Genomic DNA, 26,971 nt, shown 5'->3' on the forward strand with positions numbered 1-26,971 from the left:
TGGCGAGTGCCCCAGCGCCGCGCCATCACGCTTGAGCACGTGACGTGCCAGACATGTCCGGCCACGACGGCTCGGAGCGGGTTTCCCCTTCGGGATGGCTCGACATGGCGAAGGCCCGCCACGCACGGCGGGCCGCCGACATATCGGCGGGCGCCGCCGGCACATCGGCGTAGACTGGGCCGGACATGGACGGGAAGCATCAGCGCATGAGGCGAGAGCAGGCGCCAGCGGACGCCACCACCGAGGAAAGCCCCCTTCAACGCGAGCCCAAGCCTCACGCAGAGCGCATCCCCGCGTTGACGCTGTTCGCGCACCCCAGGCCCCAGCGCGTGGGCGAGCGATTCTTGATGGAGGCGCTCACCACCGGGCGGGTGGTTGAACTCTCGCGCAACGCCCCTGACTTCACGCAGCCGAGAGCAGGCCTCGGGGGCCCCCTGGCGGACCCCTTCCTGAGCCGCAAGCCGCTGCGGTTCATCCCGGGTCCATCGGGAAGCCTTCACCTGGACCCCGGTGAAGGCAGCCAGGTCATCGTGTCGGGCGTCCCCCTCGTGTCCGCGCGGGAATTCAGCGCCCAGGAGGTCTCCGCGGGCATCGTGCTGGAACTGGGTGGACGGGTGGGACTGGTGCTTCACCAGACGGAACCGGGCGGCGGCGCCGACCGCGATGCGCTCACGATGGTGGGCACGAGCCTGGGTCTCCAACGTGTCCGCCAGCGCATCGCACAGGTAGCGCCCCTCGGCGTCCCGGTGCTCATCCGGGGTGAGACGGGCGCGGGCAAGGAGTTGATCGCGAGGGCCGTCCACGAGCGCAGCGCCCGACGGAACCAGCCCTTCATCAGTGTCAACCTGGCCGCGGTCCCCAAGGAGTTGGCGGCCTCGGAGTTGTTCGGGGCGCGCAAGGGTGCGTTCACGGGCGCGGTACGGGACCAGAAAGGGCTCTTCGTCGCCGCGAACGGAGGAACCCTCTTCCTGGACGAGGTGGGCGAGGCGCCCCCCGAGGTGCAGGTGATGCTCCTGCGCGTCCTGGAGACCGGTGAGTGCTACCCGGTGGGTTCACACAGTCCGGTGAAGGTGGACGTGCGGCTGCTCGCGGCCACGGATGCGCGGTTGGAGGCGCATATCGAAGACGGCCGGTTCAAGGCTCCGCTGCTCCACCGCCTCGCGGGGTATGTGATTCAGGTCCCACCGCTTCGAGAACGCCGGGAAGACATTGGACTGCTCTTCCACCACTTCGCCCATGAAGAGTTGCGCGCCTTGGGCGCGGAGCACCGGTTGACGGTGACAGATGCCCAGGCAGAACCGTGGCTGCCAGTCGGGCTGGCCTCGAGGCTGGTGCGCCATGGGTGGCCTGGCAACATCCGGCAATTGCGCAACGTGACGCGCCGGCTGATGATCGACCATCAGGACAAGCCCTGCCTCCACCTCGACCCCGAGCTCGAACGGGAGCTGGATTCGACTTCGGTGGCGAGCGAGTCCGGCCCTCCTCTCGTCCCCACGACCCTCCAGGTGAAGCGCCGCAAGGCCTCGGGCATTACCGAGGAGGAGTTGACCACCGCGCTCCGGGAATGCGCTTGGGATTTGAACCCCACCGCGGACAAGCTTGGCATCGCCCGGGCGTCGCTCTACGACTTGATTCAACGCTTCCCGAACATCCGCACCGCGGGCCGGTTGAGCGAGGCGGAGATTGCCCGATGTCATCAGGAGTGCCAGGGGGACCTGGAGGAGATGGCGCGGCGACTCGAGGTCTCACGAAAGGCGCTCGCGCGAAGGGTGAAGGAGCTGGGCCTCTAGAGACTGCGCTACCCTGAGCCCATTCACTCAACAGGAGCCCCCATGCGCCCGAACGAAACGTCCGCCCCCGTCCACCACACCATCCTCTGCACGCGGCGCGGGTTCAAGCCCGACGCGCTGCACGTCCAGCGCGGAGATAGCGTGGAGTTCTCGGGACACACCCATCTGGATCAACACGTATGGGTCTTCGAGAAGAAGGTTCGAGACACCTCGCTCTTCGGCTCGGATGACATCCAGGTTCCCAACGAAGGCAGCCTGAAGGCCTGCATCCGGACCATCTCCGAGAGCGCGAAGCACGTGACGTACGACATCCAGCTCTGGAACGAGAAAGACCCCAAGAGCGAGCCCATGAACGGGACCATCACCGTCAACCACGGCCAGGGCGAAGGTTAAGGCCCGGTGCCTCGGAGCGACTCGCGCGCTTCGCGTTCCAGGTGGCGGTTGGCGGACGAGGCCCCCGTGAGTTCCTCCCTCGCATCTCGAAGTGAGGATTCCCGCGCGTCGGAGTGAGGCGCCGCTCCGGCGCGGAGCAGCAGGAGTTGTCCGTGGAGTAGGCGCGCCTCGGGCCACCCGGGTCTTAGCGCCAGCGCGGCCTCAACGTCCGCGAGCCCCTGTGCCAAAGCCGGCCCCGAGTCCTCGCCTCGCGCCATGCGCCAGGTCCCCCACTCCCGATGAAACCGGCCAGAGGCGAGCCGTGCCGCCTCCCGCTCGGGCCCCAGCTCCACGGCTTTCTGAAACGTGCTTGAGGCCGCCGCGAAGTCATCATGCCGCCCCTGCCCCTGCCGGGCCTGCCAACGCGCCCGCAGCGCGCGGACCTCCGCCTCCCATTGCCAGCCTTCCGCGTTGCCACCACTGAGCGCCAACGCCCGGGCAAGCGCCTGAGCGGCACGGGCGAGCTCCGCTCGTGGGTCTCGCTGCCTTTCGAACTGGAACAGGGCCAACGCCGCGTGGGCCCGCGCCAGATTGATGTTCGGCTGGGCGAAAGCAGGAAGACGTTCGATGGCCTGTCGAGCGAAGTCCTTCGCGGACTGAAGGCTCGCCTCCGGAGACTCCGAGAGCACGCGCTGATAATTCGCGCGCAGCAGCAGCACCTCAGCGACATTGTGGTACGCGAAGCCCTGCTGCGGCGCCGCGGCGATGGCCCGCTCCATCGTCGCCCGGGCATCCTCCAGCAACGCGAACGGAGACTCACCTCGGTCCCAGGCCTCCTTCGCCTGTTCAAACCGCACCAGGCCCGCGCCAATCAGGAGTTGTGGCAACTGGGGATTGAGGGCACTGCCCTCCCGGTAATGGTCGAGCGCCCGACCCCAATGGGGCCGGGCATCATCGCCCCGAGCCCGACGCCGCCTTGCCGACGCCTCTTCTGACTGGGCCAGGAAGAAGTAGGTGGCCACGTGCTTGGGATTCAGTGCGCGCGCTTTGTCGAGCGCCATCCGCGCCTGCTCCAGGTCCGCATCCGGCGCCGGGCTCCTGGGAGCCGCGCTCCGCTTGAGGTACGCACCGCCCAGGTTGAGCCACCCGTCGGACAGGTCCGCGCTCAGCCGGGTTGCCGCCGAATACGCGGCCAGGGCCTTGTCGAGATGGGGAAGCGAATCCTCACCGCGTTGCTGCTCGTAAGCCGCCCAGGTTCCGAAAATCAGTCCGAGGTCGATGTAGAATTCGTAGTTCCGCTCCGCATCCGGGATGCGCTCGAACTCCGCGCTGGCTCGCAGCAATGACTCGCGGGGGTCCTGGTTGCGCTGTTGGAGGGACTGCCCCCAGCTCCAAAAACCCCGGCCGAGCTGAAGCCGCGCCTGGCTCCACGCGGGAGCCAGGCTCAACGCTTCACGCGCCGTATCGACAGCCTTGCGCAGCATCGCCTCCGCGTCCTGGCCGTGGTTCATCTGGTGCTCGGCCATGCGGCGGTAGAAGCCCGACTCCAGCCGCCTGGCTTCGGCGGAGTCCGGGAGCGCATGAAGCGCGCGCGAAACCGCCTCCGTGCCACGCGTGAAGGCTGGGAGGATGTCTCCGCGGCCATACAGCTCCATCAGCAGTACGTCGAACTCGAGCTCCGCCTGGGCCAGGTGCAGACCGGGAACGCTCTGGGCCACGTCGATCGCCGCGATGTAGGCCCGGCGGCCCGCCTCGAAGTCCGCGCGGGCGCCCTCCCCGTCCCCCTGGTTCCATCGCCGCGCCGCGCGTGTCCGAAGGATGTCCCCACGGAGCTGACGCGCCTCGTGGAACCAGGCGCGAGGTGACCCCATGGCATCCAAGCGGGCCAGCGCCTCATCGAGGCGGTCCTCGTAGAAGGCGATAAGCGCGGCCATGTAATCAGGTGAGGCGATGTTCGCGCCCTGACTCTGGCGGAGGTAGCCCAGGGCGGGATCCCGGTAACGACGGCGCACATCCGCCAGTCGCGCTTCCCGCTGCTCGGGGCTGCGCAGGCGCTCGGCTTCGTGAAGGCCGTCCTGGTACAGGCGCCCCAACACGAGCGCCAACGCCCACGCGGTGCGCGGCGCATGAAAGCCACTGGCCCAGGCCGCCTCCAGTTGCTTCAAGGCCGCCGCATCGTCTCCCAGCGCGAGGTGGCCGTGCCCCAACGCGTCGTGCCCCGGCCCCACCGCGAGCACCCCCGCGGCGTCGATCTCCGCTTCCAAGCGGGCCATTTCATCGCGAATCTCCTGACGGTCGACGCGCGTGTCGTGGAGCCGGGAGAGCGCGGAGTAACGCGCCAGGGCCTCCAGGTGATTGGCCTTCTCCGTGAAACGGCGGACGAGCTGCTCGCGGCGCGCGGACTGGCGCGAGGTGAAGCCGGCCCAGCCCACCGCGAGCGCGACCGCCACGAGCGCCCCCCCCGCCACCGCCACCGCGCCCCGGTGCTTGCGCGCCTTCTTTCGCAGCCGGTAGCCCAGGCCCGCGGACAGCGCGCGGACCGGCTCGCCTGACAGGAATCGGTCCAGGTCCTCGACGAGGGCACGGGGCGACGCATAACGGGCCGCGCGCTCCTTTTCGAGGCACTTGCGCACGATGGCCTCGAGTTCCGCTGGGATGTCCGGCACCCACGCCCGGAGCGGACGCGGCTCCTCCGTGGCGATGCGGCCAAGCACCTCCAGCGCGTTCTCGCCGGAGACCGGAAACCGGCCTGTCAGCAGGTGGTAGAGCGTGGCGCCGAGGCTGTAGACGTCCGCGCGGCGATCCAACGTGGCCACCTCGCCCCGCGCCTGCTCGGGCGCCATGAAGTACGGAGTGCCCGCCATGGCCCCGGTGGCGCCCGCGTCCCGCGACGTCCAGTCGCGCGCCAGACCAAAGTCCATCACGTACGGCTTGAGCCGTCCGTCCTCCGTGCGTTCAACCAGGATGTTGGACGGCTTGATGTCCCGGTGGATGAGACCTGCCCGATGGGCGGCCTGGACGCCCTCCGCCACGTCCCTGAGCAGCACCACTTTCTGCTCGATGCCCAGCGTCGGGTTGAATTCGTGCAGCGGCTGGCCATCGATGAACTGCATCGCGATGTACGGGCGGCCCTCGACCTCCCCCACCTCATACACCTGACACACACGCTCGTGTTCCACCCGGGCCTGGGCGCGGGCCTCCAGGAGCGAGCGTTGGAACTGTTCGGGGTTGTCGCTGCGAACGAACTTCAGCGCCACGTTGCGGCGCAGCCGCAGGTCCCGGGCGAGGAAGACCTGGCCCATGCCCCCCTGGCCGAGAAAGCGAACCCCTTGGTAGCGCTCCCAGCCTGGCACAGGGAAGACCGGGACCTTCGAAGCGTGAGGCGCTGGTGACGGCGTTCGTTCCAGCGTCGCCGCGCCCTCCTGCTCCTGACGGGTGGGAGCGGCCACCTCCACGGCGATGCGCCTGAGGGAAGCGAGCGTTTCCGGAGAGAGGGCGCGCCTGCCCGCGAGCAGTGACAAAGGGCTCTGCTGTTCACGGTGCGCCTCGTCGCGCAGGGCGGCGACATGCTTCTCGTCAATCAGCCCCTCCACCACCGCGATGTGCAACTCCGCTTCGTACTCTGGGCGCATGCCGCCGGAATTAACGCACCCCTGGGCGAGGCTCCACGACCCAGGCACACGGCACGGCCCTCCTCTGCCATCTACCTGAGAGGTCGTGTGCCGAGCCCGACCGGGCACGTTCCTTCAGCGTGCTCGCGTCATGACGCCGCCGCGTTCGAGCAGCGCGAAGAGGTCCACCAGGGCTTCCACCGGGAAGACATACCCGTACTCGGCATACGCCGCGTCGCGGATGTCCGCCACGGAGCGCTGGCCGTTGGCGTAGCTCGCGACAGCGTCCGCCAGTTGGTAGAAACGCAGCTCGCTCTCGCCGCTTTCACGCAGGGCCGAGGTGGCCGCGTCCAACGCGGACTTCACCGCCGCCACCCGGGGTTGCTCCTCCGGAGACGCCTTGCCCACCACCTCATCGAAGGCCGCGAGTTCCTGGCCCTTCACCCGGCGCGGAACGAAGGCCCGTGCCTGACGCTCGGCGGCGGAGAGCGCGGGCTCCTTGGCCAGGGGGCCGCGAAGCTTCGCGTCCGACTCGATGCGGCCCAGGGCCTGGCGCTCAGCAGGGTCCAACGCCTTGACCATGGCCGTCACCGGTGCGGCGGACGCGCCCAGGGGAAGGCACGAGCGCAGGGCCTCGCGCTCGCGTTGATACCCGGCGCGCACCACCGCGCGCGCCAGCCGGTAGCTGACGGGCAGCTCGGCCCGTCCCGCCGCGGCGAGACCGCCGCGGGCCCGGAACTCGTCCTCCGCCACACGCCGCGCACCGTGCACCGACACCAGGCGCGCCAGCTCCAGCGCGTCAGCCCCCTGGGCCCAGGCCGCGACGGTGACGGTGGCCAGCCCCGCGAAGGCGGCCCGGTGCAACTGCGTGGGGTCCACGTTGCTCGGCCGGTCCTCACTGGTGTGATAGCTGTCGTCGGGCCAGGTGGAGAAGGCCACGCCCGGGATGCCATGGTCGTTGAAGAGTTGGTGGTCCGACCCTCGGCTGTAACGGTCCATGTGGATGTCCAGCGGGTCGCGCGAGCCCGTCACGGAACCGATACGGAAGTCCTTTCGCGGCGGATAGGTCACACCGTTGAAGCGGTTCATGAAGGCGACCGTGGACTCGGACACCGCGTTCACGAAGCTGCCATTCCAGTCCGGCGTGTAGGTGAGGGAGAACCGCGAGTGCGCGCGGGACAGGCTGGCGCCCAGCATGTCGAAGTTGAACTGGGCCACTCGACGAACCGGGTCGTCTCCGTGGTGGGCGAACCACTCACGCGTGCCCTCGAACTCCGGCAGCCAGAGCACCCGGAGCGTGCGCACCGGTGGAGGCAACACGCCGCGCCGGATGAGCGACGTGTAGGTGCGGACCATCTCCAGCAACGTGGCCGCCCCGGAGGCATTGTCGTCCGCCCCGGGCTTGTAGTGGTCCAGGTGCGCGGTGAGGACGACCTCTTCCCCCGCGCGGCTCCCCGGGATGACGCCGCTGATGATGCTGAAATGGCCGGGACTGAACTCGGTGGTGACCTGTACGTCCACCTTCACGGGACCGGCCTGCATCTGCGCACGAAGCTCACGGCCGGTTCGGTCGGACACCATGAACAGGAAGGGCACGCGCGCGCCTGGCGGCACCAGCTTCTTTGGGACCATGGCCCAGCCCACCTGGTCCGGAAAGTCACCGTCCATGCGGTGGGGCAGGTTCCAGGGCGGCGTCGAGTACGAGGAGACCACGCCCACCGCGCCGTGCTTCACCACCGCCTGACGGAGAACGGCGCTGGGGTGCCCCCGCGTGAAGGCCACCTTGCCCTTCAACACCTTGCCCTCGTAGTCCGACTCCTGGGCGCCCAGGCCCACGTCGACGAGCTCCAGGTCCGTGCCCTCGAAGCTGCCGCTGCCCACCGCCAGCGACATGGACAGGTCCGCATGGGACGTCACCCGGTAACGCTGTGGCCCGGACACCCACAGTTCGCCACGCGTGGCGCGCCACTGGGGTTCCGTCTTCATGGGCTCCAGTTGAACGTCCTGGAGGCCCGCGGCCTGCGCGGCGCTTCGGACCCATTCCGCGGCCTCGGAGTACCCAGCGTGTGAGTCCCGGGGCAACAGCGCCAGGCGCTGCACGCCATCATGGATGCGGTCTCCCGAGCTCTCGTGAATGAGCGCGCGGACCACGTCATCGCGCAGGACCAGTCCCGTCGCGGGAGACACGGCCCCCACGGGGGACGGTGGTGGCGGAGCATCCGCGCGGGCCGTCAGGCCCCACAACACGCAAGCGAAGAAGACGGGCAGAAGTCGCATGGAGGCCTCGCGGAGAGCGACGGGTATCGCCCATTCCGGTGGCGCACTCCAGCGCCTCGGCCTCGGCCAGACACGCTGACAGTGAATATACGAAGGCGCTCCGCGTCTCCGGCGGGGTCGCGGCACGAAGCGCTCTTGCCGGGTACGCAGCCTTGTGACGTTGGCCGACCCGGGATTCTCCCTTCGCATCGTTCCGCTAATCGCTTCGAACGATGCCCGAATACGGACGGTAGACGGAAATGCCCGGCAAGGCCTTGAATCAGGACATGGCGCGGAGACTCGGCGAGCGGCTGGTGCTGGACGGAGTGCTGACACCGGAGCTGCTCTCACGTGCGCTCGCCCATCAGCAGGAGTCAGGGCAGAAGCTCGGGGAGTGCCTCGTCCGGCTGGGCGTGGACGAGACACCTGTCCTGCGACTGCTGGCGCAGGAATTCCAGACGCGCTTCGTGTCCACGGAGAAGCTGGCACAGGCCCAGATTTCGCCCGCGCTGCTGGAGAAGGTGCCCGTGCGGCTGGCGGAGGGCTTCGACTTCATGCCGCTGCGGCTGGCGCAGGGCGTGTTGTACGTGGCCATCGCCGAGCCGCAGCGACAGCGCGCGTTGGAGGAGATCGTGCGCACCGTGGGCGTCACGCAGGTGCTGCCCTTCGTCGCGGTGCGCAGGTCCATCCGGGCCGCCATCCGCAAGCACTACTACGCGGACGCGCTCGCGTTCGAGCACCCGCCCCAAGACGAAGCCTGTCCGCACTGTGGAGCGCCCACGCAGCCAGGGGATTTCCAATGCCCGCGGTGCGAGCTGCTGCTGGTGCGAGAGGTCGACGACCTGCCGCCCCGGGACAACGTCTCCCTGGTACGCGCGCTGCTGACGCAGCCCGAGCGCAACGGGACCCGTGGCACACCCCAGCCGGAGACCACGCGGGTCGTCACCTTCCAAGCCCCCACGGGCGGCACCCAGGCCCGGCCCTTCATCGTCGGGGGACTCAACGTGGCGAAGCTCAAGCTCAGCCCGTTCGAGGCATATGTGCTGTCGCTGGTGGACGGCCACACGTCTCTCTCGGACCTGGCACTCATCACCCAGTTGACGGACGTGGAGCTGCGAGCCCTCTTCGCGTCGTTGGAGGAGCGCGGGGTGACCAAGCTCTACGAAGTGCCGCCGCCCACGACTCGGGCCACGCACGCGCGGGCCGCCAGCTCGGGGGCCACGGTGGAGTCGCCTCCCCAGCCCCCGATGAGCGCCCAGGCGCCTCGGGTTGAGACACCGTCCACGCAGAGGCAAGTAGAGTCCGTGCCGCCCGCGCCTCGCACCGAGGATGCCAATGAAGACATCCTCCAGCGCGTCGTGCGGCTCGAACAAGCCGGCCGCCTGGCAGACGCCGTCGAGCTGCTGGAGCGAGGCATCGGACTGCTGCCCTCTCCTGCCCCGCTGTACAACCGGCTGGGGATGATTCTCCTCAACCACCAGCGGGACTACGCGCGCGCCACGGCCCTCTTCCAGAAGGCCGCGGACCTGGAGCCGGAGAACAGCCTGTTCACGATGAATCTGTACTCCGTGATGTGCCTGATGGCGGACGCCACCCACGCGGGACAGAAAGCGCGACGGTGAGGCACTCGCCCATGGGGCGCGGCGCCTACCCGTTCGATGGTGCCGCCGGAGTGGCCCCGGACGAACACTCACGTTGATACGTGGCCAGTGCCTGCTTGAAGCGAGCTCGCTCTTCGTCGGGCCATTCCTTGGGCAGCTTCGCCACTGCTTGCTGTTGATCTTCGATGGCGTCGCGGCAACGGCCTCGGTGGAAGGCCACCCGCGCCGACGTCTCGAGCGCGTAGGGGTTCTCGGGTGCGAAGCGCCGCCCCACCTTCGCCAGGGGCTCTGCTGCCTCGTACTCCCCTTCTTCCGCACGCAGCCACGCCAGTGGGAGTAGCCCGGTTCCGTGGACACCCGAGATGTGATGGAAGGAGCACGGGATGTCCGCGACTGACGAGAAGCAGAGGAAGCCCCGTAGGCCACGCCGGGAGTTCACGGCGGAGTTCAAGGCCGGGGCGGTGAGGCTGGTGCTGGAGGAGGGGAAAACGATTCCCCAGGCCGCCCGAGACTTGGACCTGACGGAGTCAGCGCTGCGGCTGTGGGTCGAGCAGACGAAGACGGACCGGGGCGGGGGCAGGCCTGGAGCGCTGACGACGGTGGAGCGCGAGGAACTCTCTCGGCTGCGCAAGGAGAACCGGGAGCTGCGGATGGAGCGGGAGATACTAAAAAACGCGGCGGCCTTCTTCGCGAAGGAGATGAAGTGAAGTTCTCCTTCATCCACGCGAAGAAGGCCCTCTTTCCCGTCGCTGTCCTCTGTCGTCACCTGGGCGTCTCACGCAGTGGCTACTACGCCTGGGCGGCGCGGCCCGAGTGCGAGCGGAAGCAACGCGACCGGGCGCTTCATCTCGAAGTGGCAGCCGTCCACCAGGAGAGCCGGGGCACGTACGGCGCTCCGCGGGTGCATGCGGAACTCAAAGCGAGAGGCCAGCGGGTGGCGCGGAAGCGAGTGGCTCGCCTGATGCGCCAGGCGGGCCTGCGTGGCCGTGCACGGCGTCGCTTCGTACGGACCACCGACTCGGCCCACCACCACCCCGTGGCGCCGAACACCCTGGAGAGGAACTTCCAACCCGGTCAGCTCCACCGTACGTGGGTGGGTGACATCACCTATGTCTGGACCGACGAGGGCTGGCTGTACCTGGCGGTGCTGCTGGACCTCTTCAGCCGCAAGGTGGTGGGCTGGGCGATGGGCGAGAGAATCGACCGCGGCCTGGTGCTGCGCGCACTCGACATGGCGTTGCTCAGCCGTCCCGCCCCGCAACTTCACCACTCGGATAGGGGCAGCCAATACGCAAGCGAGGACTACCGCCGGCTGCTGGAGGAGCACGGCATCGGATGCAGCATGTCGCGCAAGGGTAACTGCTGGGACAACGCCGTGGCGGAAAGCTTCTTCTCCACCCTGAAGTTGGAGCTCGTCTACGTCACCCGCTTCAAGACGCGTGAGGCGGCGAAGCAGTCGCTGTTCGAGTACATTGAGGTGTTCTACAACCGGAAGCGGCGCCACTCAGCCCTGGGCTACGTCTGCCCTGCGGAGTACGAGCGGATGGCCGAAACCAAGAGGCTGGCAGCATAGTCAACCTGTCCACCGAACCGGAGCAGGCCCACAGCTCTGTCGCGCCCCACCCATTCAAGGCCTGGAGATGGTTCAGGGAGTTCAACGCCTTTTCATACTGCGGGTCCTCGGGGGCATGCTTTGCCAGGAACCGTGCGAGATCCAGCAAGGCGTCCTCACTGGCGGGAAACTGCGTGACGCGGGCACGAAGCCACCGCAGTTCCTCCTCCCGGGGCAAATACGCATTCGGGTGATCGGACCTGAGATTGAACTTGAGCGAGTACTCAACGGGATGCCCCGCCAGCCTCGCGGGCTCATAGACGTAAGCCCCCAGCGTCTTGATGAACGCCTCCGTGATCCCATAGGGCGCGGATTCAATCACGGTGAACCTCCGTATCCGGCCGTTCGTTCCGAGCCGGGCACGAAGCACCACCAAGAAGCTCGTCCTCGCGTTCGTCCCACGATTCGTCAATGAGGGCGGGTCGCCCGACACCCGAATGGGCCGCTGGAATTGCTCCTGGAAGTACGTGCATGCCTCCGCGAGTTCCGCGCTGCACGCGGCGGAGATGTCGAGCCTGGCGGTCTGGACCTGGTCCTTGGAGGGTTTCCCCGCAAGCACCTGAACCGCCTCCTGGAAGACTCGGGGGGCTTCGTCCAGGGACAGCTCCCGCGTGGGAGCGGACTCATAGAAGTCACGGGCCACCACGATGCGCTTGGGCTCGTCGGGCGGGCGTTCAGCGTCCAGATAGAGTTCCATGGCGTGGGAGAGGTGACCATGGCTCGCGGGTAGCGAGGGCACACCGGCATGACGGCAGCCGGTGGCCACGGGCAAGCACACCGCAAGGAAGAGAATCAGTCGTCGCATCGGCGACGAACGCTACCCGCCTCTGCCAAACGCGTGAAAGCGCCCCCCTCTGCCTCGTAGCTCGCCAGCGTCCCAGCCTTCGCGCAGCGTATTAGGCGCCGCCCCCACACCACGGCACGCACATCCCAGGAGGCGCAGCACCATGGGAGTAGCCCGGTTCCGTGGACACCCGAGATGTGATGGAAGGAGCACGGGATGTCCGCGACTGACGAGAAGCAGAGGAAGCCCCGTAGGCCACGCCGGGAGTTCACGGCGGAGTTCAAGGCCGGGGCGGTGAGGCTGGTGCTGGAGGAGGGGAAAACGATTCCCCAGGCCGCCCGAGACTTGGACCTGACGGAGTCAGCGCTGCGGCTGTGGGTCGAGCAGACGAAGACGGACCGGGGCGGGGGCAGGCCTGGAGCGCTGACGACGGTGGAGCGCGAGGAACTCTCTCGGCTGCGCAAGGAGAACCGGGAGCTGCGGATGGAGCGGGAGATACTAAAAAACGCGGCGGCCTTCTTCGCGAAGGAGATGAAGTGAAGTTCTCCTTCATCCACGCGAAGAAGGCCCTCTTTCCCGTCGCTGTCCTCTGTCGTCACCTGGGCGTCTCACGCAGTGGCTACTACGCCTGGGCGGCGCGGCCCGAGTGCGAGCGGAAGCAACGCGACCGGGCGCTTCATCTCGAAGTGGCAGCCGTCCACCAGGAGAGCCGGGGCACGTACGGCGCTCCGCGGGTGCATGCGGAACTCAAAGCGAGAGGCCAGCGGGTGGCGCGGAAGCGAGTGGCTCGCCTGATGCGCCAGGCGGGCCTGCGTGGCCGTGCACGGCGTCGCTTCGTACGGACCACCGACTCGGCCCACCACCACCCCGTGGCGCCGAACACCCTGGAGAGGAACTTCCAACCCGGTCAGCTCCACCGTACGTGGGTGGGTGACATCACCTATGTCTGGACCGACGAGGGCTGGCTGTACCTGGCGGTGCTGCTGGACCTCTTCAGCCGCAAGGTGGTGGGCTGGGCGATGGGCGAGAGAATCGACCGCGGCCTGGTGCTGCGCGCACTCGACATGGCGTTGCTCAGCCGTCCCGCCCCGCAACTTCACCACTCGGATAGGGGCAGCCAATACGCAAGCGAGGACTACCGCCGGCTGCTGGAGGAGCACGGCATCGGATGCAGCATGTCGCGCAAGGGTAACTGCTGGGACAACGCCGTGGCGGAAAGCTTCTTCTCCACCCTGAAGTTGGAGCTCGTCTACGTCACCCGCTTCAAGACGCGTGAGGCGGCGAAGCAGTCGCTGTTCGAGTACATTGAGGTGTTCTACAACCGGAAGCGGCGCCACTCAGCCCTGGGCTACGTCTGCCCTGCGGAGTACGAGCGGATGGCCGAAACCAAGAGGCTGGCAGCATAGTCAACCTGTCCACCGAACCGGAGCAGGCCCACCATGTCCCAGCACGATATCGAGGACCTCGTCGCGCTGGACCCAGATGAGCCGCGGGACTGACAACCCCACACCATCCCAGATAGAGTCCCGCCATGGTTCCGCTGACCGACCATGCCGACCTGAAGGCGGATGCACGGGCCGCGTTGGAGGCAGAGGTGGGCTCGCTCACCCTGCTCCAGGACGTGGTGCGGTGGGGCTTCGCCAGCACGCCGCCGCGTGACGTCACGGAGGTCATCGTCCAGGACGAGTTCACCCATGACGTGGTGATGCCGTGGAAGGACGGGGGATACCTCGTCTTCGACACGACTTGACTGGGCGGCGTCCTCTCGGTCTCCGTGTGGGACCATCGACCCAGCGCAGATGAACTCCTCGACGCCCGGCTCGCCGCGGGCTGGACGCCGACGCCCACGAGCACCGTGGACGGTGACATCATCATGGGCCATGCCGCGTGCAGGGTGCCACCCCCACGTCCCTGAAGGACGTGGGCTCACCGGACGGAAGCGGGGCATCACCGGCCAAGATGCCGCTGACGCCCCGCGTGTCCCCGCTCTACTTCTTCGAGCTGCGCAGGTACCGGTAGAACTCCGAATCACCGCCCAGGAACAGCGACGTGGAGCTGTCCAGGACGTCCGGGTAGGCCTCCAGCGTCCGCATGAACTGGTAGAACTCCGGGTCCTTGCCAAACGCGTCCGCGTAGATCTTCGTCGCCTCGGCGTCCGCGGCGCCGGTGACGTCCTGGGCCTTGCGGTAGGCCTCCGAGCGGATCTCCTTCAGGTCACGCTCGCGCTGACCTCGGACCTCCGCCGCGCGGCCCATGCCTTCCGAACGGGAGCGCTCGGCGATGCGCTTGCGCTCGGAGATCATCCGCTCGAACACCTTCACCTGCACCTCGTCCACGTAGTTGATGCGGCGGATCTGCACGTCCACCAGCTCCACGCCGAACTCCTTGACGATCTCCGCGGCCCGGAGACGAATCTGGCGGGTGAGCTTGTCGCGGCCCTGGGCGACCTTCTCCAGCGACTCGGCCCGCTCCGTCTCGGCGGTGTACTCGTCGTCCTCGAAGGGCCGGTTCGTGGAGCGCACCGCTTCAATCAGCGCGAACGAAGCGATGGTGTTGCGCGTCTCACCGTCGATGATGTCATCGAGCCGGGACTGGGCGTTGCGCTCGTCACGCAGGCGCTGGAAGAAGCGCAGCGGGTCGACGATGCGCCAGCGGCCGAAGGTGTCCACCCAGATGTACTTCTTGTCCTTGGTGGGAATCTGGTTCGGGTCACCCCGCCAATCCAACCACCGCTTGTCGAACCGGTTCACGGTGTCGACAAAGGGCATCTTGAAGTGGAGCCCCGGGTCCACGACGGACGAACCCTTGGGCTCGCCGAACCGGGTGATGACGGCCTGCTCGTGCTCGTCCAGGGTGTAGGTCGCCGATACGCCCACCACGATGACGAGGAAGGCCAGCACTGCCACGGGAATCATCATGCGGTTCATCGGCGGACCTCCGTCTGGCTCGCGCTTCCGGACACCGCGGCGTCCGCCGCCTGCATGTTCAGCAGCGGCGTGAGGCCCTTCACGGATTCGTCGAGAACGACCTTCTGTCCCGCGCGCGGGAGCACCTGGCTCACGGTCTCCAGGTACATGCGGCGCCGCGTGACGTCCGGTGCCTTGCGGTACTCCTCATAGACGCGGGCGAAGCGGTCCGCCTCACCCTTGGCGCGGTTCACGCGCTCGATGGCATAACCCTCGGCGCTGCGCAGGGCCTCCTCGGCCTCGCCCTTCGCGCGGGGGATGACGCGGTTGAGCTCCGCGTAGGCCTCGTTGATGACGCGCTCCTTCTCCTGGATGGCCTGGTTCACCTCGTTGAACGAGGGCTTCACCGGGTCCGGCGGATTCACGTCCTGCAAGACGACCTGCTGGATGTCCACGCCCGTCTCGTAGCGGTCCGCCAGGTCCTGGAGCAGCAGCTTGGCCTGGGTGGCCACCGCCTGACGTCCCGTGGTGAGGACCTCGTTCACCGAGTGGTCCCCCACGACGGCGCGCATCGACGCCTCGGAGATGTCCCGCAGCATGCTCTCCACGTTCTTCACCTTGAAGAGGTACTTGTACGGGTCCTTGATCTTGTACTGGACGATCCACTCCACCACCGCGACGTTGAGGTCGCCGGTGAGCATGAGCGACTCGCGCTTCATGTCGGAGGACTGGGCCGCGTACGAAGATCCCCGCTCGGCGCCGCGCTCGGTGCGGAAGCCGAACTCCGCCTTGAGCTGCCGCTGCACCGGGACCTTCACGATGCGGTCCACCCAGAACGGCAACCGGAAGTGCGGCCCGGGTTCGACGGTGCCGGTGAAGCGACCCAGCCGCAGGATGACGCCCACCTCGTCGGGCTCCACCTGGGCGTAGCTGGTCATCATGCCCACCAGCAGGAACAGGCCCAGGACGCCGAACATGATGCGCCGGCCGAAGCCGGGTCCCAGTTGATTCCGCAGGTCACGCAGGACGTCTTCTGGGTCCTGCCCCCTTGAGTTGTTCTTCATGACTCGTGGATTCCATGCCATCCACCTGTCTTCCCCCGTGAGGGAGGCCTCATGCAAGGGGGGCCGCGCTAAAACACAGCCGTCCGCAGTCCGCGTTGACGCTCCCAGGCACGGTCGTTAGGCAAGGCCGACCTTGCAGGGAGGATTGCATTGAGTGGCCTGACGAACCGACGAATCGTGCTCGCGGCCCGGCCTGAGGGCCGGCCCACTCCGGAGAACTTCCGCGCCGAAGACACCGCCGCGCCGGAGCCAGGTGAAGGCGAGCTCCTGCTGAAGGTCCTGTATCTGTCGCTGGACCCGTACATGCGCGGCCGGATGAGCGCCGCGAAGTCGTATGCGGCGCCGCTGGGACTGGGCGAGGTCATGCTCGGCGGCACGGTCGCTCAGGTCGTTCGCTCCCGTCATCCGGACTACGCCGAAGGGGACCATGTCCTCTCCTTCTCCGGCTGGCAGTCCTATGCGGTGTCCAACGGAGAGGGCCTGCGCAAGCTCGACCCCTCGGCCGCGCCGCTCACCACGGCGTTGGGTGTGCTGGGCATGCCCGGCTTCACGGCCTACTCGGGCCTGTTCACGATTGGCCGTCCCCAGCCAGGGGAGACCGTCGTGGTGGCCGCGGCGAGCGGCCCCGTGGGCGCGACGGTGGGCCAACTGGCGCGCATCAAGGGGGCTCGCGCGGTGGGCATCGCGGGAGGGCCGGACAAGTGCGCGTATGTCCGGGATGAGCTCGGGTTCGACGCGGTCGTGGACCACCGTGCTCCGGACTTCGCCGAGCGCTTGAAGGAGGCCTGCCCCAAGGGCGTCGACGTCTACTTCGAGAACGTTGGGGGCGCGGTCTGGGACGCGGTGTTCCCCCTCTTCAACGATTTCGCCCGCATCCCAGTGTGCGGCCTGATTGCCCAGTACAACAGCACCGGTGAGTTCCCGGGCCCGGACCGCCTGCCCGGCGTCATGCGCGACGTGCTGTCCAAGAGCCTGACGCTGCGAGGCTTCATCCAGCACGAGTTCGTCCGTCAGTTCCCGGACTTCCACCGGGAGATGAGCGCCTGGATTCGCGAGGGACGCGTGCGCTACCGCGAGGACATCGTGGACGGACTCGACCGGGCCCCCGAGGCCCTCATCGGGCTCCTCGACGGCCGCAACTTCGGCAAGCTCATCGTGAAGGTGGGTGAGTCGGCATGACGGACAGCGCGCAGAAGCGCCTGGAGGTCGACGGAAGGACGCTCGCCTACCGCGACGTGGGGAGCGGGACACCCGTCGTCCTGGTCCACAGTGGCGGCTTCTCCGGGCGTCAGTGGCGGCGGTTGGGAGATGCCCTGGCGTCCACGCACCGGAGCATCATCCCGGACCTGCTCGGCTACGGCGCGTCCAGCGAATGGCCCGCCGGGGTCCCCTTCCACTTCCGCGTGGACCTCGCCGCCCTGGAGTCCCTGGTGCTGCACCTGGGGCAGCCCGTCCATCTCGTGGGGCACTCCTATGGGGGCTTCCTGGCGCTCCAGGCCGCGCTGGCACATCCCACCTGCGTGAAGTCACTGGCGGTCTTCGAGCCCGTGGCATTCGGCGTGCTCGAACCGGATGACTGGAAGGACTCACCGTTCCTGCCCTCGGCCTTCGAAGGCACGGGCGAGGCCTGGCTGTCCGCCTTCGTCTCCGGATGGAATGGCCCGGGCGCATGGGACGCGCTCAACGCCGAGACGCAGGACGCGTTCCGGAAGGTCGGCTGGAAGCTCTACCAGGAGGTCGTCACGCTGTCGGACGACCGGACCACCCGGGAGCGCTATGGGACCATCGCCGCGCCCACGCTGCTGCTCGGCGGCGAGCGGACGCCCGCGTTCGAACGGCGCGTCCTGGAGCTGCTCGCACAGGTCCTGCCCCAGGCGAAGCTCCAGGTGTTCCAGGGCATGGGCCACATGGGCCCCATCACCCATGGTCAGGACGTGAACGCGGCCATCCTGCAGCACGTGCGCGCCTGGAGTTGAGGGAGGCGCGCGACCTGCGTGCCCGGAAGCGGCGGGCACGCAGGTCCAGTGACACAGCGGCGCTCAGCCCGCCTTGGGCCGCACCGACTGGACGGCCTTCGTCGCGCCCGTCACCAGCAACACGATGAGGCCACCGGCGATGATGCCGGCCACGGCGTTCAGGAGCGTCGGCAGGAGCGCGGCCAGCAGGCCGCCCACCGCGGGCACCGTCGCCACCGAGGCGCCCGCGTGCTCGATGAAGTGATGCACGGGCGGGATGCCGTGCGTGAGGATGCCGCCGCCCACCATGAACATGGCCGCGGTGCCGACGATGGCCAGCCCCTTCATCAGGTACGGCGCCGCCGTGAGGATGCCCTTGCCCAGCTTGTGCTGGAAGCCACCCGAGACATCCTTCTGCATCAGGTAGAGGCCCGCGTCGTCGAGCTTCACGATGCCCGCGACGAGGCCATAGACGCCCACCGTCATGAGGACGGCGATGCCGGACAGCACGGCCACCTGGAGCCCGAAGCTCGCTTCGGTCATGGTGCCCAGCGAGATGACGACGATTTCGGCGGACAGGATGAAGTCGGTGCGGATGGCGCCGCGAATCTTCTCCTTCTCCATGGCCACCAGGTCGACCGTGGGGTCCGCGACCGCCTTGATGCGCTCCTGCTGCTGAACGGCCTTCTCCTCCGGGTCGTGCAGGAACTTGTGCGCGACCTTCTCGAAGCCCTCGAAGCAGAGGAAGGCGCCACCCAGCATCAACAGCGGCGTGATGAGCCAGGGCACCAGGGCGCTGATGGCCAGGGCCGCCGGAACCAGGATGGCCTTGTTGACCAACGAGCCCTTGGTGACGGCCCAGACGACGGGCAGCTCGCGATCCGCTTTGACGCCGGTGACCTGCTGCGCGTTGAGGGCAAGGTCGTCCCCGAGCACACCGGCGGTCTTCCGGGTCGCGACCTTGGTCATTGCCGCGACGTCATCCAGCAGGCTGGCGATGTCATCAATCAGGGTGAGGAGGCTGCTTCCGGCCACGAGATTCTTCCTGGTGTAGAGGGCGCGAGGGTTTCGCCTGAAACCACCCACGCCCGGGATATAGCCTGGATTAGGAACCGGGACGCGGCTTCGATAGCGCCGCTTATGTGCCTTGTTCCCCACCCCGGGTTGCGCCTAGCGTCTGTCGTTTGACCCCAGGGGGTTCGTACCGTGCGAGTGCTGCGCGCGTGGATGCTGGCGGCCATGGCCTCGTGTGCTCACGCGCCCCCGGAGAGGCCCCCAGGCCCCGTCTCGGCGACAGGCTGCGCCGCGCCAGGGACGCTCTGCTGGGACTTCGAGGAAGGACGCATCCCTGACGGCTGGACGCCCTACCGGGACGAGTTCCACGGCGAACTCCGGGTGGATGACTCGCGGGCGCGCTCGGGCCGGTACGCGTTACATGCCCGTCACCTTTCCGGGGGCACGGAGGGGAATCAAGGCGGCCCCAAGAAGACGATTCGCTTCGACCTCCCCGAGGGCTTTGGCCCCGTGCTGTGGGGCCGTGTGTATGTCTACACGAGCCCGGCCCGCCCCATGTCCCACGCGGGCCTCTTCAATGCGCGGTACCCGAGGCCCGGCCTCACGGGTGGCCCGGTGGAGACGCTCGACTGGTACGAGGTCGCCACGTACCGGCAGCGCTACATGGCCATCTGGCATCCGCCGGAGCCTCCGGGCTTCCCGGAATGGGTCCAACTGTCGGACACGCCGCTCGTGCTCGATGCGTGGGCGTGCCTGGAGTGGCTGTTCGACGGCGCCAATGGCACACAACCGGAGGCCGCGCAGCCGCGAGTCTGGCTCGACGGCGCCGAGCTCTCATGGCCGGAGACCTTCGTCTTCGCGGATCCTCCCACGGCGCAGCCGCTGGTGCGGGAGAAGGCCTCGAACTTCACCCTGCTGGAAGCAGGCGTCTTCCTGTACCAGGGGCTCTCCGTTCCCACGGATTGGTGGTTGGACGACCTGGCCGTGGGCCCTCGGCGCATCGGCTGCGAGCCCCCGCCCGAGCAGGCCCGCCCGTAAGCGCGCTGGACCTGACAGGCTGAATGGGGCATGCGTGGAGCCCCACCCACCCCGAGGCCCGAGGGCCCGGCCAGCCAGCGAGAGGAGTCCATGCGAGCCTGCCCGTGTTGCAGGGAGGTGCTGACCGCCGGAATCCTGGGCCTGGGCGTCCGCCGCCTCGCGGGAGGCTGTGAGGTGTGCGGCGACACGGTCTGCCAGGTGTGCCTTGGCACGCAGGTGCTCGACGCCGAGGCGTTCCGACAGCGCCCCTCCGTGCCAGGCGCCACGGCCGGCCGGAAGGCCCGTGGCCGCGTGTGTCGCGGGTGCTGGTGGGAGTACCTCACCGAGCGAGGCGTCTCGCCGCCCTTCCCGGCACCACCAGGACAACGGGAGCGTGCCACGCGCGCGGCGCGAGAAGCCTGTCAGCATCCCGGCGTCACGCAGGCCATGGGCTTCTGTCCCGACTGCGGAGACGAGGTCACGTGGAAGGCCGAATACGACAACCCGGTCTGCACCGCCTGCGACGCCCCCTCCCATCCGCGCTTCAACGCGTGCTGGGCTTGCGGTGAGTCGTTCGACGAGGCGAATGCGCCCGAGCCCGTGGCCCTGGGCTACCGGCTGGAGTTCGACTGCGATTCGGAAGATTGCCTGGGGAAGCTGGCGTGGCTGATGCCGTTCTGTCCCTGGTGCGGCGAAGCGAAGCACTGGGAACCGGCCAGCGGTGGCGCGCTCGAATGCACGGAGTGTGATCGCCCGCTCGACCGCGCGTGGGCCCACTGCGTCCGGTGCGGTGAAGAAGCGCCGCTGCCGGATGACTGCGGCCGGTGTGGGCAGGACCTGGAGGAGACGCCTTCCGCCGCCCGCTGCGAGGCGTGCCACCACATCGTCTGCGGGGACTGCTTCGACACCCGCGTCGTCCCCGCCGCGCATGGAGTGAGTCACGAACGGCTGTTGTGTTCGAAGTGCGGCGTGGGCTTTGCCCGGCCAGCACCTCCCGAGGCGCCTCCTGTCGAAGACGACGAGGTCGAAGAAGAAGAGGAGGAAGAGGAAGCGCCGGAGCCCGAGCCCGCGGCGCCCGTCGAACCCCCTCGCGAGCCCACCGCGTGGGAGGTGCTGGGCATCACCCCCGCGACGCCGTTCGCGGAAGCACGCCGGGCGTACCTCACGCTGGTCGCGCAATACCATCCGGACAAGGTCGCGCAGCTCGGGCCCAAGCTGCAGGCCCTCGCGCTTGAAGAGACGCGCAAACTCAACGAGGCGTGGGAGCTCGTCCGCAGGAAAACTTCATCCCCAAGCTAATCTCAATTTCCTGGAAACTCCCGTTGCGCTGTCACCGACAACCTCGCGTTGAACGGCCACGACAGGAGCCCTGGAATGACGACGAAGTGGAGGATGTGGAACACCGCGCTGATGTCCGCGGCCATCGTGTTGAGCGCCTGTGGTGGCGTCGTCGAGGAGCCGGAGACGGGCGACACGTCGGAGCTCGTCAGCGAGTCCGCGGAGCTGAACTCCCCCATCTATGACCGGGCGCGCGCGTTCGCCGCCGCCAATCCCAAGCGGGATGGTGGAACCTGGGACCAGTGGTGTGGCTCGCTGATGTGGCGCTTCGGGCAACTGCCCGAGTCCGCGGCGCGGCCCTCCGCCATCGAGGCCTACCGGGCGTCGCGCATCGTCTCGACGGACCCGACACAGGCGCCCACCGGCGCCTTCCACTGGTGGGACATTGGCGCGTACGGCCACGTGGGCGCGGACCTCAATGGCGGTGGCGGCACGGTGTTCATGGCCACGCGAAGGCTGGCGCAGTCGTGGGGTGACGCGATTGGCATCAACAGCGTCCACGGCTATTCGAGCATGACGGGCGCGCGATACCTCGGCTGGTCCATGGACTACGCGGGTGGCCGCATCGCGGGAGGAGGCACGCCGCCCCCCACCGGTGGAGCGCTGCCGCACACGACGACGGAGTACGACGGCGTCCCGGGCCCCATCTATTACAAACGCATCCAGACGGTGGCGCGGCGCGACTTCGGATACACGGGCCCCATCGACGGCGTCACGGGCGCCAACACGGAGAAGGCGCGCGTTCGCATCACCGCGCGCGAGCTGAACCGCCGCGGTGGCCCACGCACGTCCGCGCAGGAGGACGGCATCCCTGGGGCAATCTATTGGACGCGCGTGCAGACGGTGGGCCGCAGCTTCGGCTACACCGGGCCCATCGACGGCATCCCCGGCCCCAACACGTACAAGGCCGAACACAAGATTTGCGGCTACGCGGTGAACCGCGCCTTCTGACGCGGCGCCAGGGGGCCCGGACGCAGGTCACGTCCGGGGCCTCCCGCAGTGGCGGCTCAGGCGTTGGAGGAAGGCTGCACGTCGCCTCCCGCGCGAATCTTGTCGGAGCGCTCCCGCAGCTCGCGCCACGACGCCTCGTAGTCCTTCTTCAGCTTCGCCCAGTTGTCGCCGTGACTGCTCATCAGCCGCCGGAGCGAGGACTCGGTGTCATGCAACGAGCGGCGGAGGAACTGGAGCTCCTGGCGCGTGAGACGTGAATCCTCGGAGCGGGACTGCGCGAGGGAGGCATCCCAGCCATTCATCTGCGCGCCGAGTTCACGAAGCTCGGCCTCGCGCTTGCGTTCATACTCCGCCCGAACGAGCGCCATCCTGGCATCCATTTCGATGACGGACTGGTTGAGGTCGTCATACGACTGGCGGAGCTCGGCCTTGCCCTGGTCGAAGTTCTGCGTCTGCCGCTGATTCAGCAACTCCAGCTTCTGGCGGAACTTCTCGAAGACGCGGCGCACGCCCGACAGGTCCTTGAGCCTGGCGTCTGCTTCGCGGACATCGGACTGCGCCTCGGATTCGGCGATCCGGGCGTCGAGCCTCCGCTTCTCCGCATCCATCTGCTTCACATAGGCCTCTTGCTCCGTCATGGCGGGTGCCTCCTTCCGCGGAACCTTCCGGGCGCGGCGATGTGCTGACGTCATGCATGAGGGCTCACCCCCATGGACGCACACACTGCGGGAGGCGAGGCCCGGGCGTCCGGCTCCCAGGGCCTCTCGAAGACGGAGTGCTCCCCCGGCCGAGTGCTGTTCGAAGCCAGGCGCCCTGCGCATCTGGAAGAAGCCCGCCGTGGCCTCGGCCGCATGTCCGGGCGATCCGGCGGAGACGGTCGCCAGGAACTCCGTCACCCCCGCGGCGTCCAGGCCCCTTTGGCGCATGACGTCGCCCAGCAGTTGTCGAGCGCCGCCTGCCGCGACACAGCGCTGTCAGGCCCGCGTGCCACGCTGCGTCCACGGCGGAAATACAAACCTTCGAAAAACGGAAGTGGCGTCATGCCGAAGCTGAACCAGATCATCGCCGTCGAAAAGGGCGTCAAGAACCGCTCCCAGCAGGAGCTCACCCAGGCCCATCACGACCTGCAGAAGCCGCAGTTGCTCAGCGGCATCTCCCGGACGTATCAACCGCGTGACGAGGAGGGTGAGCGCTTTCCCCCCGAGTCCACGCGCGTGCAGGTGCGCACGCAGGACGTGCTCAAGAAGACGCAGGAAATCCTCACGCGGCTCTTCGACGTCACCGCGACCAAGGACCTCACCAACTGCCACGCCAAGGCGGACGTGCGCGTGGATGGCAGGGTGCTGCTGAAGGGCGTTCCCGCCACCTACCTGCTCTTCCTGGAGAAGCAGCTCGTGGACCTTCACACCTTCGTGAAGAAGCTCCCCACGTTGGACCCGTCGGAGTCGTGGGTTCCCGATCCGGCGCAGGGCCTGTGGGCGACCGAGCCCGTGCAGACGGCGAAGACGAAGAAGGTGCCTCGAAACCACGTGAAGTCCGAGGCCACGGAGAAGCACCCGGCCCAGGTGGAGGTGTATTACGAGGACATCGTCGTCGGTTATTGGAAGACGGTGAAGTTCTCCGGCGCCCTCCCCGCCACGCGCGTGAATGACTTGCTGGAGCGCGTCGAGAAATTGCAGCAGGCCGTCAAGTTCGCCCGCGAAGAGGCGAACGCCGTCGAGGTGGAAGACATGAAGGCCGGAGAGTCCCTCCTCGGCTACCTGTTCGGCTAGACTCACGGCCGCAGACCTTTCGGAGTCCAAACTCAAACTCAGCAGCAGCTTCACGCCAGACGTACGCCGGCCGTCCCCAGTGCAGGTTCGAGCCCTGCCCCCGCCACCACTTCTTCATGCGGCGGGGTAGCCCAATCACGGTAGAGGCAAGCGGCAACACGCGGACGCGAGGCACCCCAGCTTCAGATTCTCACTCCAGACTCAGCATTCGCTGTCGCAGGCCCGATCAACCGTTCCCGCCCCCTCCCTCGTGATGCTGGTGCAATTCCAGCCCGCCGCTCCATTCCACCTTGCGCGGCGGTCGTTCAATCGCAGGACCCGAGGTCTCAGCTCCAGGCAGGAACTTAAACGTGCGGGTCTCATCCATGGCAGCACCCCGGGCCCGGGCAGGAGGACACCCTGCTCGGGCCCACTCTTTTCCAGGGACGCACCGGGACTTGACGTGCCAGGTCCGGGGCGCTCGGATGCGCGGCCATGAACCCGCTGCTGACCCGCGCCGAAGCGTCGAACTACACGCAAACGTCCCTTCACGCCGACGTGCTGGCCTTCGTCGACGCACTCTGCGAGCGCACGAAGCTGGCGCGGCGGGTGGACTTCGGCCGCAGCGGCGAGGGCCAGCCCCTGGTGGCGCTCGTGGTCAGCGACCGGGGCTGCTTCACGCCGGAACAGGCACGCAAGCAGAAGAAGGTCGTGGTGATGGTGGAGGCCAACATCCACGCGGGCGAGGTCGAGGGCAAGGAGGCGCTGCTCGCGCTCGCGCGCGACCTCACGCTCACCAAGCTGGGACAGACGCTGCTCGACAAGCTGTGCCTGGTGCTGGTCCCCAACTTCAACCCGGACGGCAACGACCGCATCAGCCCCCACAACCGGAAGCTCAACCTGAAGGACCTCGAGGGCCAGGTGAACCCCGAGGGCGGCGTGGGCACCCGCTACACGGGCGAGGGCTGGAACCTCAACCGCGACAGCACGAAGCAGGAGGCCCCGGAGACGCGCGCCATGGCCGCGCTTCATCAGACCTGGTGGCCCCACGTCTTCATCGACTGCCACACCACCGACGGCAGCATTCACGCCTTCGACCTCACGTTCGACACGTCCCATTCGAACGAGCCCCTCTTCTCCGAGCTGCGCGCCTACAACCGCGCCCTGCTGGAGCGCGTGGCCAAGGCCGTGCAGACGCGCCACGGCTTCGACAGCTTCTGGTACGGCAACTACAAGGACGAAGGCGACCCCCGCTCGGGCTGGCACACCTACCCCGCGCTGCCGCGCTTCGGCAGCCACTACCGCGGGTTGCTCGGCCGGCTGGACGTGCTGCTGGAGACGTACAGCTACATCGACTTCCCGCGCCGCTGCGCGGTGATGCGCGCGTGGCTGTTGGAGCTCTTCCGCGACGCGGCCCGGCACGCGGGCGCCTACCGGGACATCACCGACGAGACGCAGGACGCCATCATCGAGCGGGGCACGACGCCCGACGTGCAGGCGCTGGTGGGCATCAACTACGGCGTGGCCACGCGGGATGCCCGGGGCGCCCTGGCCTTCGAGTACCCCGCCTACGCCCTGCCGGGAGATACGGCGAACGTCCTCGCCTACGACGAGGCCAGCATCACCGCGCGCCGCTACCCCGGGAAGCGCAAGAAGACCTACAAGATGCCGCACCACCGGACCTTCGTGCCCACGCAGTCCGTGAGCACGCCCGAGGCCTACCTGGCGCCTCCAGCGCTGGCCGAGCGGCTCGCGGGCCACGGCATCCAGTTCGAGCGGTTGACGAAGTCACGAAGCTTCACGGTGGACAGCTACCGCGTGGCCCGGCGCGAAGAGACCTTCAGCCCCGACGTGGCCGCCAACGTGCCGCCGCCCGGGGAGGCCGAGGTGCCCCTCAGCCAGAAGCCGAAGCCCGTCCGCTTCGAGACGGTCCTCACCGTGGCGCCGGAGCGCACCACCCGCGAGTTCCCCGCGGAGACGCTCTACGTGCCCACGGCCCAGCGCGCGGGGACGCTCGCCGTGTACCTGCTGGAGCCCCACTCCGACGATGGCTTCTGCCGTTGGCAGTTCCTCGACGACGCCATCACCGTGGGTGAGTTGTACCCGGTCCACCGGGTCGTGAGTCCCGCCACCGCGCCGAAGAAGGCCGAGTAGCGAGGAGGCACCCCGCACCCGGAGCCCTGAAGACGCCCGATGGTCAGGCGGCCAGGGCTCCAGGGCGGATGGCGCTCATCAGCGGCGCCACCCATCGTGACGGTTGTCCTGGTGGACGTCCCGGCGGCTCTGGTTCAGCTCGCGCTCCGCCAACTGGATGAGGTCCATGATGAGCATGCGCTTGTGGTTGAGCGCGCCGGGCTGCCGCAGTCCCTCGATGTCATCGAGCTCGCGGGCGATGGCCTTCTTGGTGCGCAGCGCCTGCTGCTCGGCGCGCACATCCGCCCGGGCCTGCGCGGCGGAGGCCTGGCCCCACATCGCGGCGCGAGGCCCGCCCCACTGCGCCACGCGCGCGTCACGCCGGCCCCGCCGTGCCTCCTTCCAGTCCTTCGCCAGCTCGCGCTGGCTCTCCTCCATCTCCTTGCGGAGCAGCTTGCGCAGGCTGGTCTCGACGTTGACCATCTGCCGCTCGCTTCGCTGCGCCCACGCGCGGTCGAAGCGGACCAGCAGGTTGCGAAGCTCTTCCAGGTCCCTGCGGTCGTCGCGGAGTTCGCGGCGCTCCACGCGCGTGGAGCGGTTTCCGAAGCCCTGGGCCTGGGCACTTCCGGTGAGGAGGAGGGCTGCGACAAGCGCGGAAGCGATGCGGTTCATGGGGTGCGTCCTCGTGAGCTCTGGGCCCGCCGTTGTGTTCTGCAGAGACTGACGGGGGTGTCGCCGACCTATTCAGAATCCATCAGCCGTTTCGCCGCGGAGCACTGTCCTACACCGCACACATTTCCCGGCCGCTCATCGCAC

20 protein-coding genes are annotated in these 26,971 nt (G+C 68.1%); 13 read left to right on the forward strand and 7 right to left on the reverse strand.

All coding sequences use genetic code 11. The annotated features are described in order from the left end of the window. Positions 1 to 206: 206 nt before the first annotated feature. Together A176_RS18390 and A176_RS18395 are read left to right on the forward strand one after the other, a co-directional pair. Complete coding sequence (locus tag A176_RS18390; RefSeq protein ID WP_002640165.1) at positions 207 to 1,790, forward strand: sigma 54-interacting transcriptional regulator; 1,584 nt, start codon at positions 207 to 209, stop codon at positions 1,788 to 1,790. A gap of 42 nt (positions 1,791 to 1,832) precedes the next feature. Beyond that, on the forward strand, positions 1,833 to 2,183 hold the full coding sequence (locus tag A176_RS18395) for a hypothetical protein (protein WP_002640166.1): 351 nt from the start codon (positions 1,833 to 1,835) through the stop codon (positions 2,181 to 2,183). On the opposite strand, the gene A176_RS18400 is transcribed toward A176_RS18395, so the two are convergent. Together A176_RS18400 and A176_RS18405 are read right to left on the reverse strand one after the other, a co-directional pair. Then, positions 2,180 to 5,794: a serine/threonine-protein kinase gene (locus A176_RS18400; protein WP_044890774.1), complete on the reverse strand. Its 3,615-nt coding sequence runs from the start codon at positions 5,792 to 5,794 to the stop codon at positions 2,180 to 2,182. The two genes, A176_RS18395 and A176_RS18400, sit on opposite strands and share 4 nt — an antisense overlap. A gap of 114 nt (positions 5,795 to 5,908) precedes the next feature. Next, on the reverse strand, positions 5,909 to 8,050 hold the full coding sequence (locus A176_RS18405; RefSeq protein WP_002640168.1) for a M28 family peptidase: 2,142 nt from the start codon (positions 8,048 to 8,050) through the stop codon (positions 5,909 to 5,911). A gap of 266 nt (positions 8,051 to 8,316) precedes the next feature. On the opposite strand from A176_RS18405, the gene A176_RS18410 reads away from it, so the two are divergent. The 4 genes from A176_RS18410 to A176_RS18440 all read left to right on the forward strand — a co-directional run bounded on the left by A176_RS18410 (position 8,317) and on the right by A176_RS18440 (position 13,776). Beyond that, complete coding sequence (locus A176_RS18410; protein ID WP_144429568.1) at positions 8,317 to 9,651, forward strand: GspE/PulE/PilB domain-containing protein; 1,335 nt, start codon at positions 8,317 to 8,319, stop codon at positions 9,649 to 9,651. A 362-nt stretch (positions 9,652 to 10,013) separates the two neighbouring features. Beyond that, positions 10,014 to 11,203 (forward strand): IS3 family transposase gene (locus tag A176_RS18420; RefSeq protein ID WP_226993910.1). Its coding sequence is split into 2 segments (ribosomal slippage): positions 10,014 to 10,296 and positions 10,296 to 11,203, totalling 1,191 coding nucleotides; the frame shifts between segments, so codons are not numbered across the junction. A gap of 1,039 nt (positions 11,204 to 12,242) precedes the next feature. Beyond that, positions 12,243 to 13,432 (forward strand): IS3 family transposase gene (locus A176_RS18435; RefSeq protein ID WP_226993910.1). Its coding sequence is split into 2 segments (ribosomal slippage): positions 12,243 to 12,525 and positions 12,525 to 13,432, totalling 1,191 coding nucleotides; the frame shifts between segments, so codons are not numbered across the junction. Between the two features lie 125 nt (positions 13,433 to 13,557). Further along, a complete protein-coding gene (locus A176_RS18440; protein WP_002640478.1) occupies positions 13,558 to 13,776 on the forward strand; it encodes a hypothetical protein in 219 nt (72 codons plus the stop codon). Positions 13,777 to 14,014: 238 nt separating this feature from the next. Here A176_RS18440 and hflC read toward each other — a convergent pair whose 3' ends face one another. Both hflC and hflK read right to left on the reverse strand, forming a co-directional pair. Then, positions 14,015 to 14,953 (reverse strand): protease modulator HflC, encoded by a 939-nt coding sequence (gene hflC, locus A176_RS18445; protein WP_002640480.1) that lies wholly within the window; start codon positions 14,951 to 14,953, stop codon positions 14,015 to 14,017. Continuing rightward, positions 14,950 to 15,996, reverse strand: a complete 1,047-nt coding sequence (hflK, locus tag A176_RS18450) for an FtsH protease activity modulator HflK (protein ID WP_002640481.1) — start codon at positions 15,994 to 15,996, stop codon at positions 14,950 to 14,952. Before hflK ends, hflC begins: the two co-directional genes overlap by 4 nt. A 150-nt stretch (positions 15,997 to 16,146) precedes the next feature. On the opposite strand from hflK, the gene A176_RS18455 reads away from it, so the two are divergent. Both A176_RS18455 and A176_RS18460 read left to right on the forward strand, forming a co-directional pair. Beyond that, positions 16,147 to 17,175, forward strand: coding sequence for an NADP-dependent oxidoreductase (locus tag A176_RS18455; RefSeq protein ID WP_002640482.1), 1,029 nt, complete (start codon positions 16,147 to 16,149; stop codon positions 17,173 to 17,175). Then, entirely contained in the window at positions 17,172 to 17,972 is an 801-nt protein-coding gene (locus tag A176_RS18460; RefSeq protein ID WP_002640483.1) for an alpha/beta fold hydrolase, read from the forward strand. Before A176_RS18455 ends, A176_RS18460 begins: the two co-directional genes overlap by 4 nt. 63 nt (positions 17,973 to 18,035) lie before the next feature. Here the strand turns inward: A176_RS18460 and A176_RS18465 are convergent, their stop codons facing one another. Beyond that, on the reverse strand, positions 18,036 to 18,986 hold the full coding sequence (locus tag A176_RS18465) for a DUF808 domain-containing protein (protein ID WP_002640484.1): 951 nt from the start codon (positions 18,984 to 18,986) through the stop codon (positions 18,036 to 18,038). A gap of 171 nt (positions 18,987 to 19,157) precedes the next feature. Here A176_RS18465 and A176_RS18470 point away from each other — a divergent pair, with 171 nt between their 5' ends. The 3 genes from A176_RS18470 to A176_RS18480 all read left to right on the forward strand — a co-directional run bounded on the left by A176_RS18470 (position 19,158) and on the right by A176_RS18480 (position 22,271). Beyond that, complete coding sequence (locus A176_RS18470; RefSeq protein WP_226993911.1) at positions 19,158 to 20,003, forward strand: hypothetical protein; 846 nt, start codon at positions 19,158 to 19,160, stop codon at positions 20,001 to 20,003. 90 nt (positions 20,004 to 20,093) lie between these two features. Next, on the forward strand, positions 20,094 to 21,281 hold the full coding sequence (locus A176_RS18475; RefSeq protein ID WP_044891025.1) for a J domain-containing protein: 1,188 nt from the start codon (positions 20,094 to 20,096) through the stop codon (positions 21,279 to 21,281). Positions 21,282 to 21,356: 75 nt separating this feature from the next. Then, entirely contained in the window at positions 21,357 to 22,271 is a 915-nt protein-coding gene (locus tag A176_RS18480; protein WP_044891024.1) for a hypothetical protein, read from the forward strand. A 56-nt stretch (positions 22,272 to 22,327) separates the two neighbouring features. On the opposite strand, the gene A176_RS18485 is transcribed toward A176_RS18480, so the two are convergent. Continuing rightward, positions 22,328 to 22,909 (reverse strand): hypothetical protein, encoded by a 582-nt coding sequence (locus tag A176_RS18485; RefSeq protein WP_002640489.1) that lies wholly within the window; start codon positions 22,907 to 22,909, stop codon positions 22,328 to 22,330. 402 nt (positions 22,910 to 23,311) lie between these two features. Between A176_RS18485 and A176_RS18490 the strand changes: the two genes are divergently transcribed. Then, positions 23,312 to 24,043: a DUF7873 family protein gene (locus A176_RS18490; RefSeq protein WP_002640490.1), complete on the forward strand. Its 732-nt coding sequence runs from the start codon at positions 23,312 to 23,314 to the stop codon at positions 24,041 to 24,043. A 474-nt stretch (positions 24,044 to 24,517) separates the two neighbouring features. Further along, positions 24,518 to 26,176, forward strand: coding sequence for a M14 family metallopeptidase (locus A176_RS18495; protein WP_002640491.1), 1,659 nt, complete (start codon positions 24,518 to 24,520; stop codon positions 26,174 to 26,176). 78 nt (positions 26,177 to 26,254) lie between these two features. Here A176_RS18495 and A176_RS18500 read toward each other — a convergent pair whose 3' ends face one another. Continuing rightward, positions 26,255 to 26,827 carry a hypothetical protein gene (locus A176_RS18500; protein ID WP_002640492.1) on the reverse strand — a complete coding sequence of 191 codons (573 nt, stop codon included), beginning with the start codon at positions 26,825 to 26,827 and terminating at the stop codon, positions 26,255 to 26,257. Positions 26,828 to 26,971: the final 144 nt, after the last annotated feature.

This window comes from Myxococcus hansupus, assembly GCF_000280925.3.
In the GTDB taxonomy this organism is placed as follows: domain Bacteria; phylum Myxococcota; class Myxococcia; order Myxococcales; family Myxococcaceae; genus Myxococcus; species Myxococcus hansupus.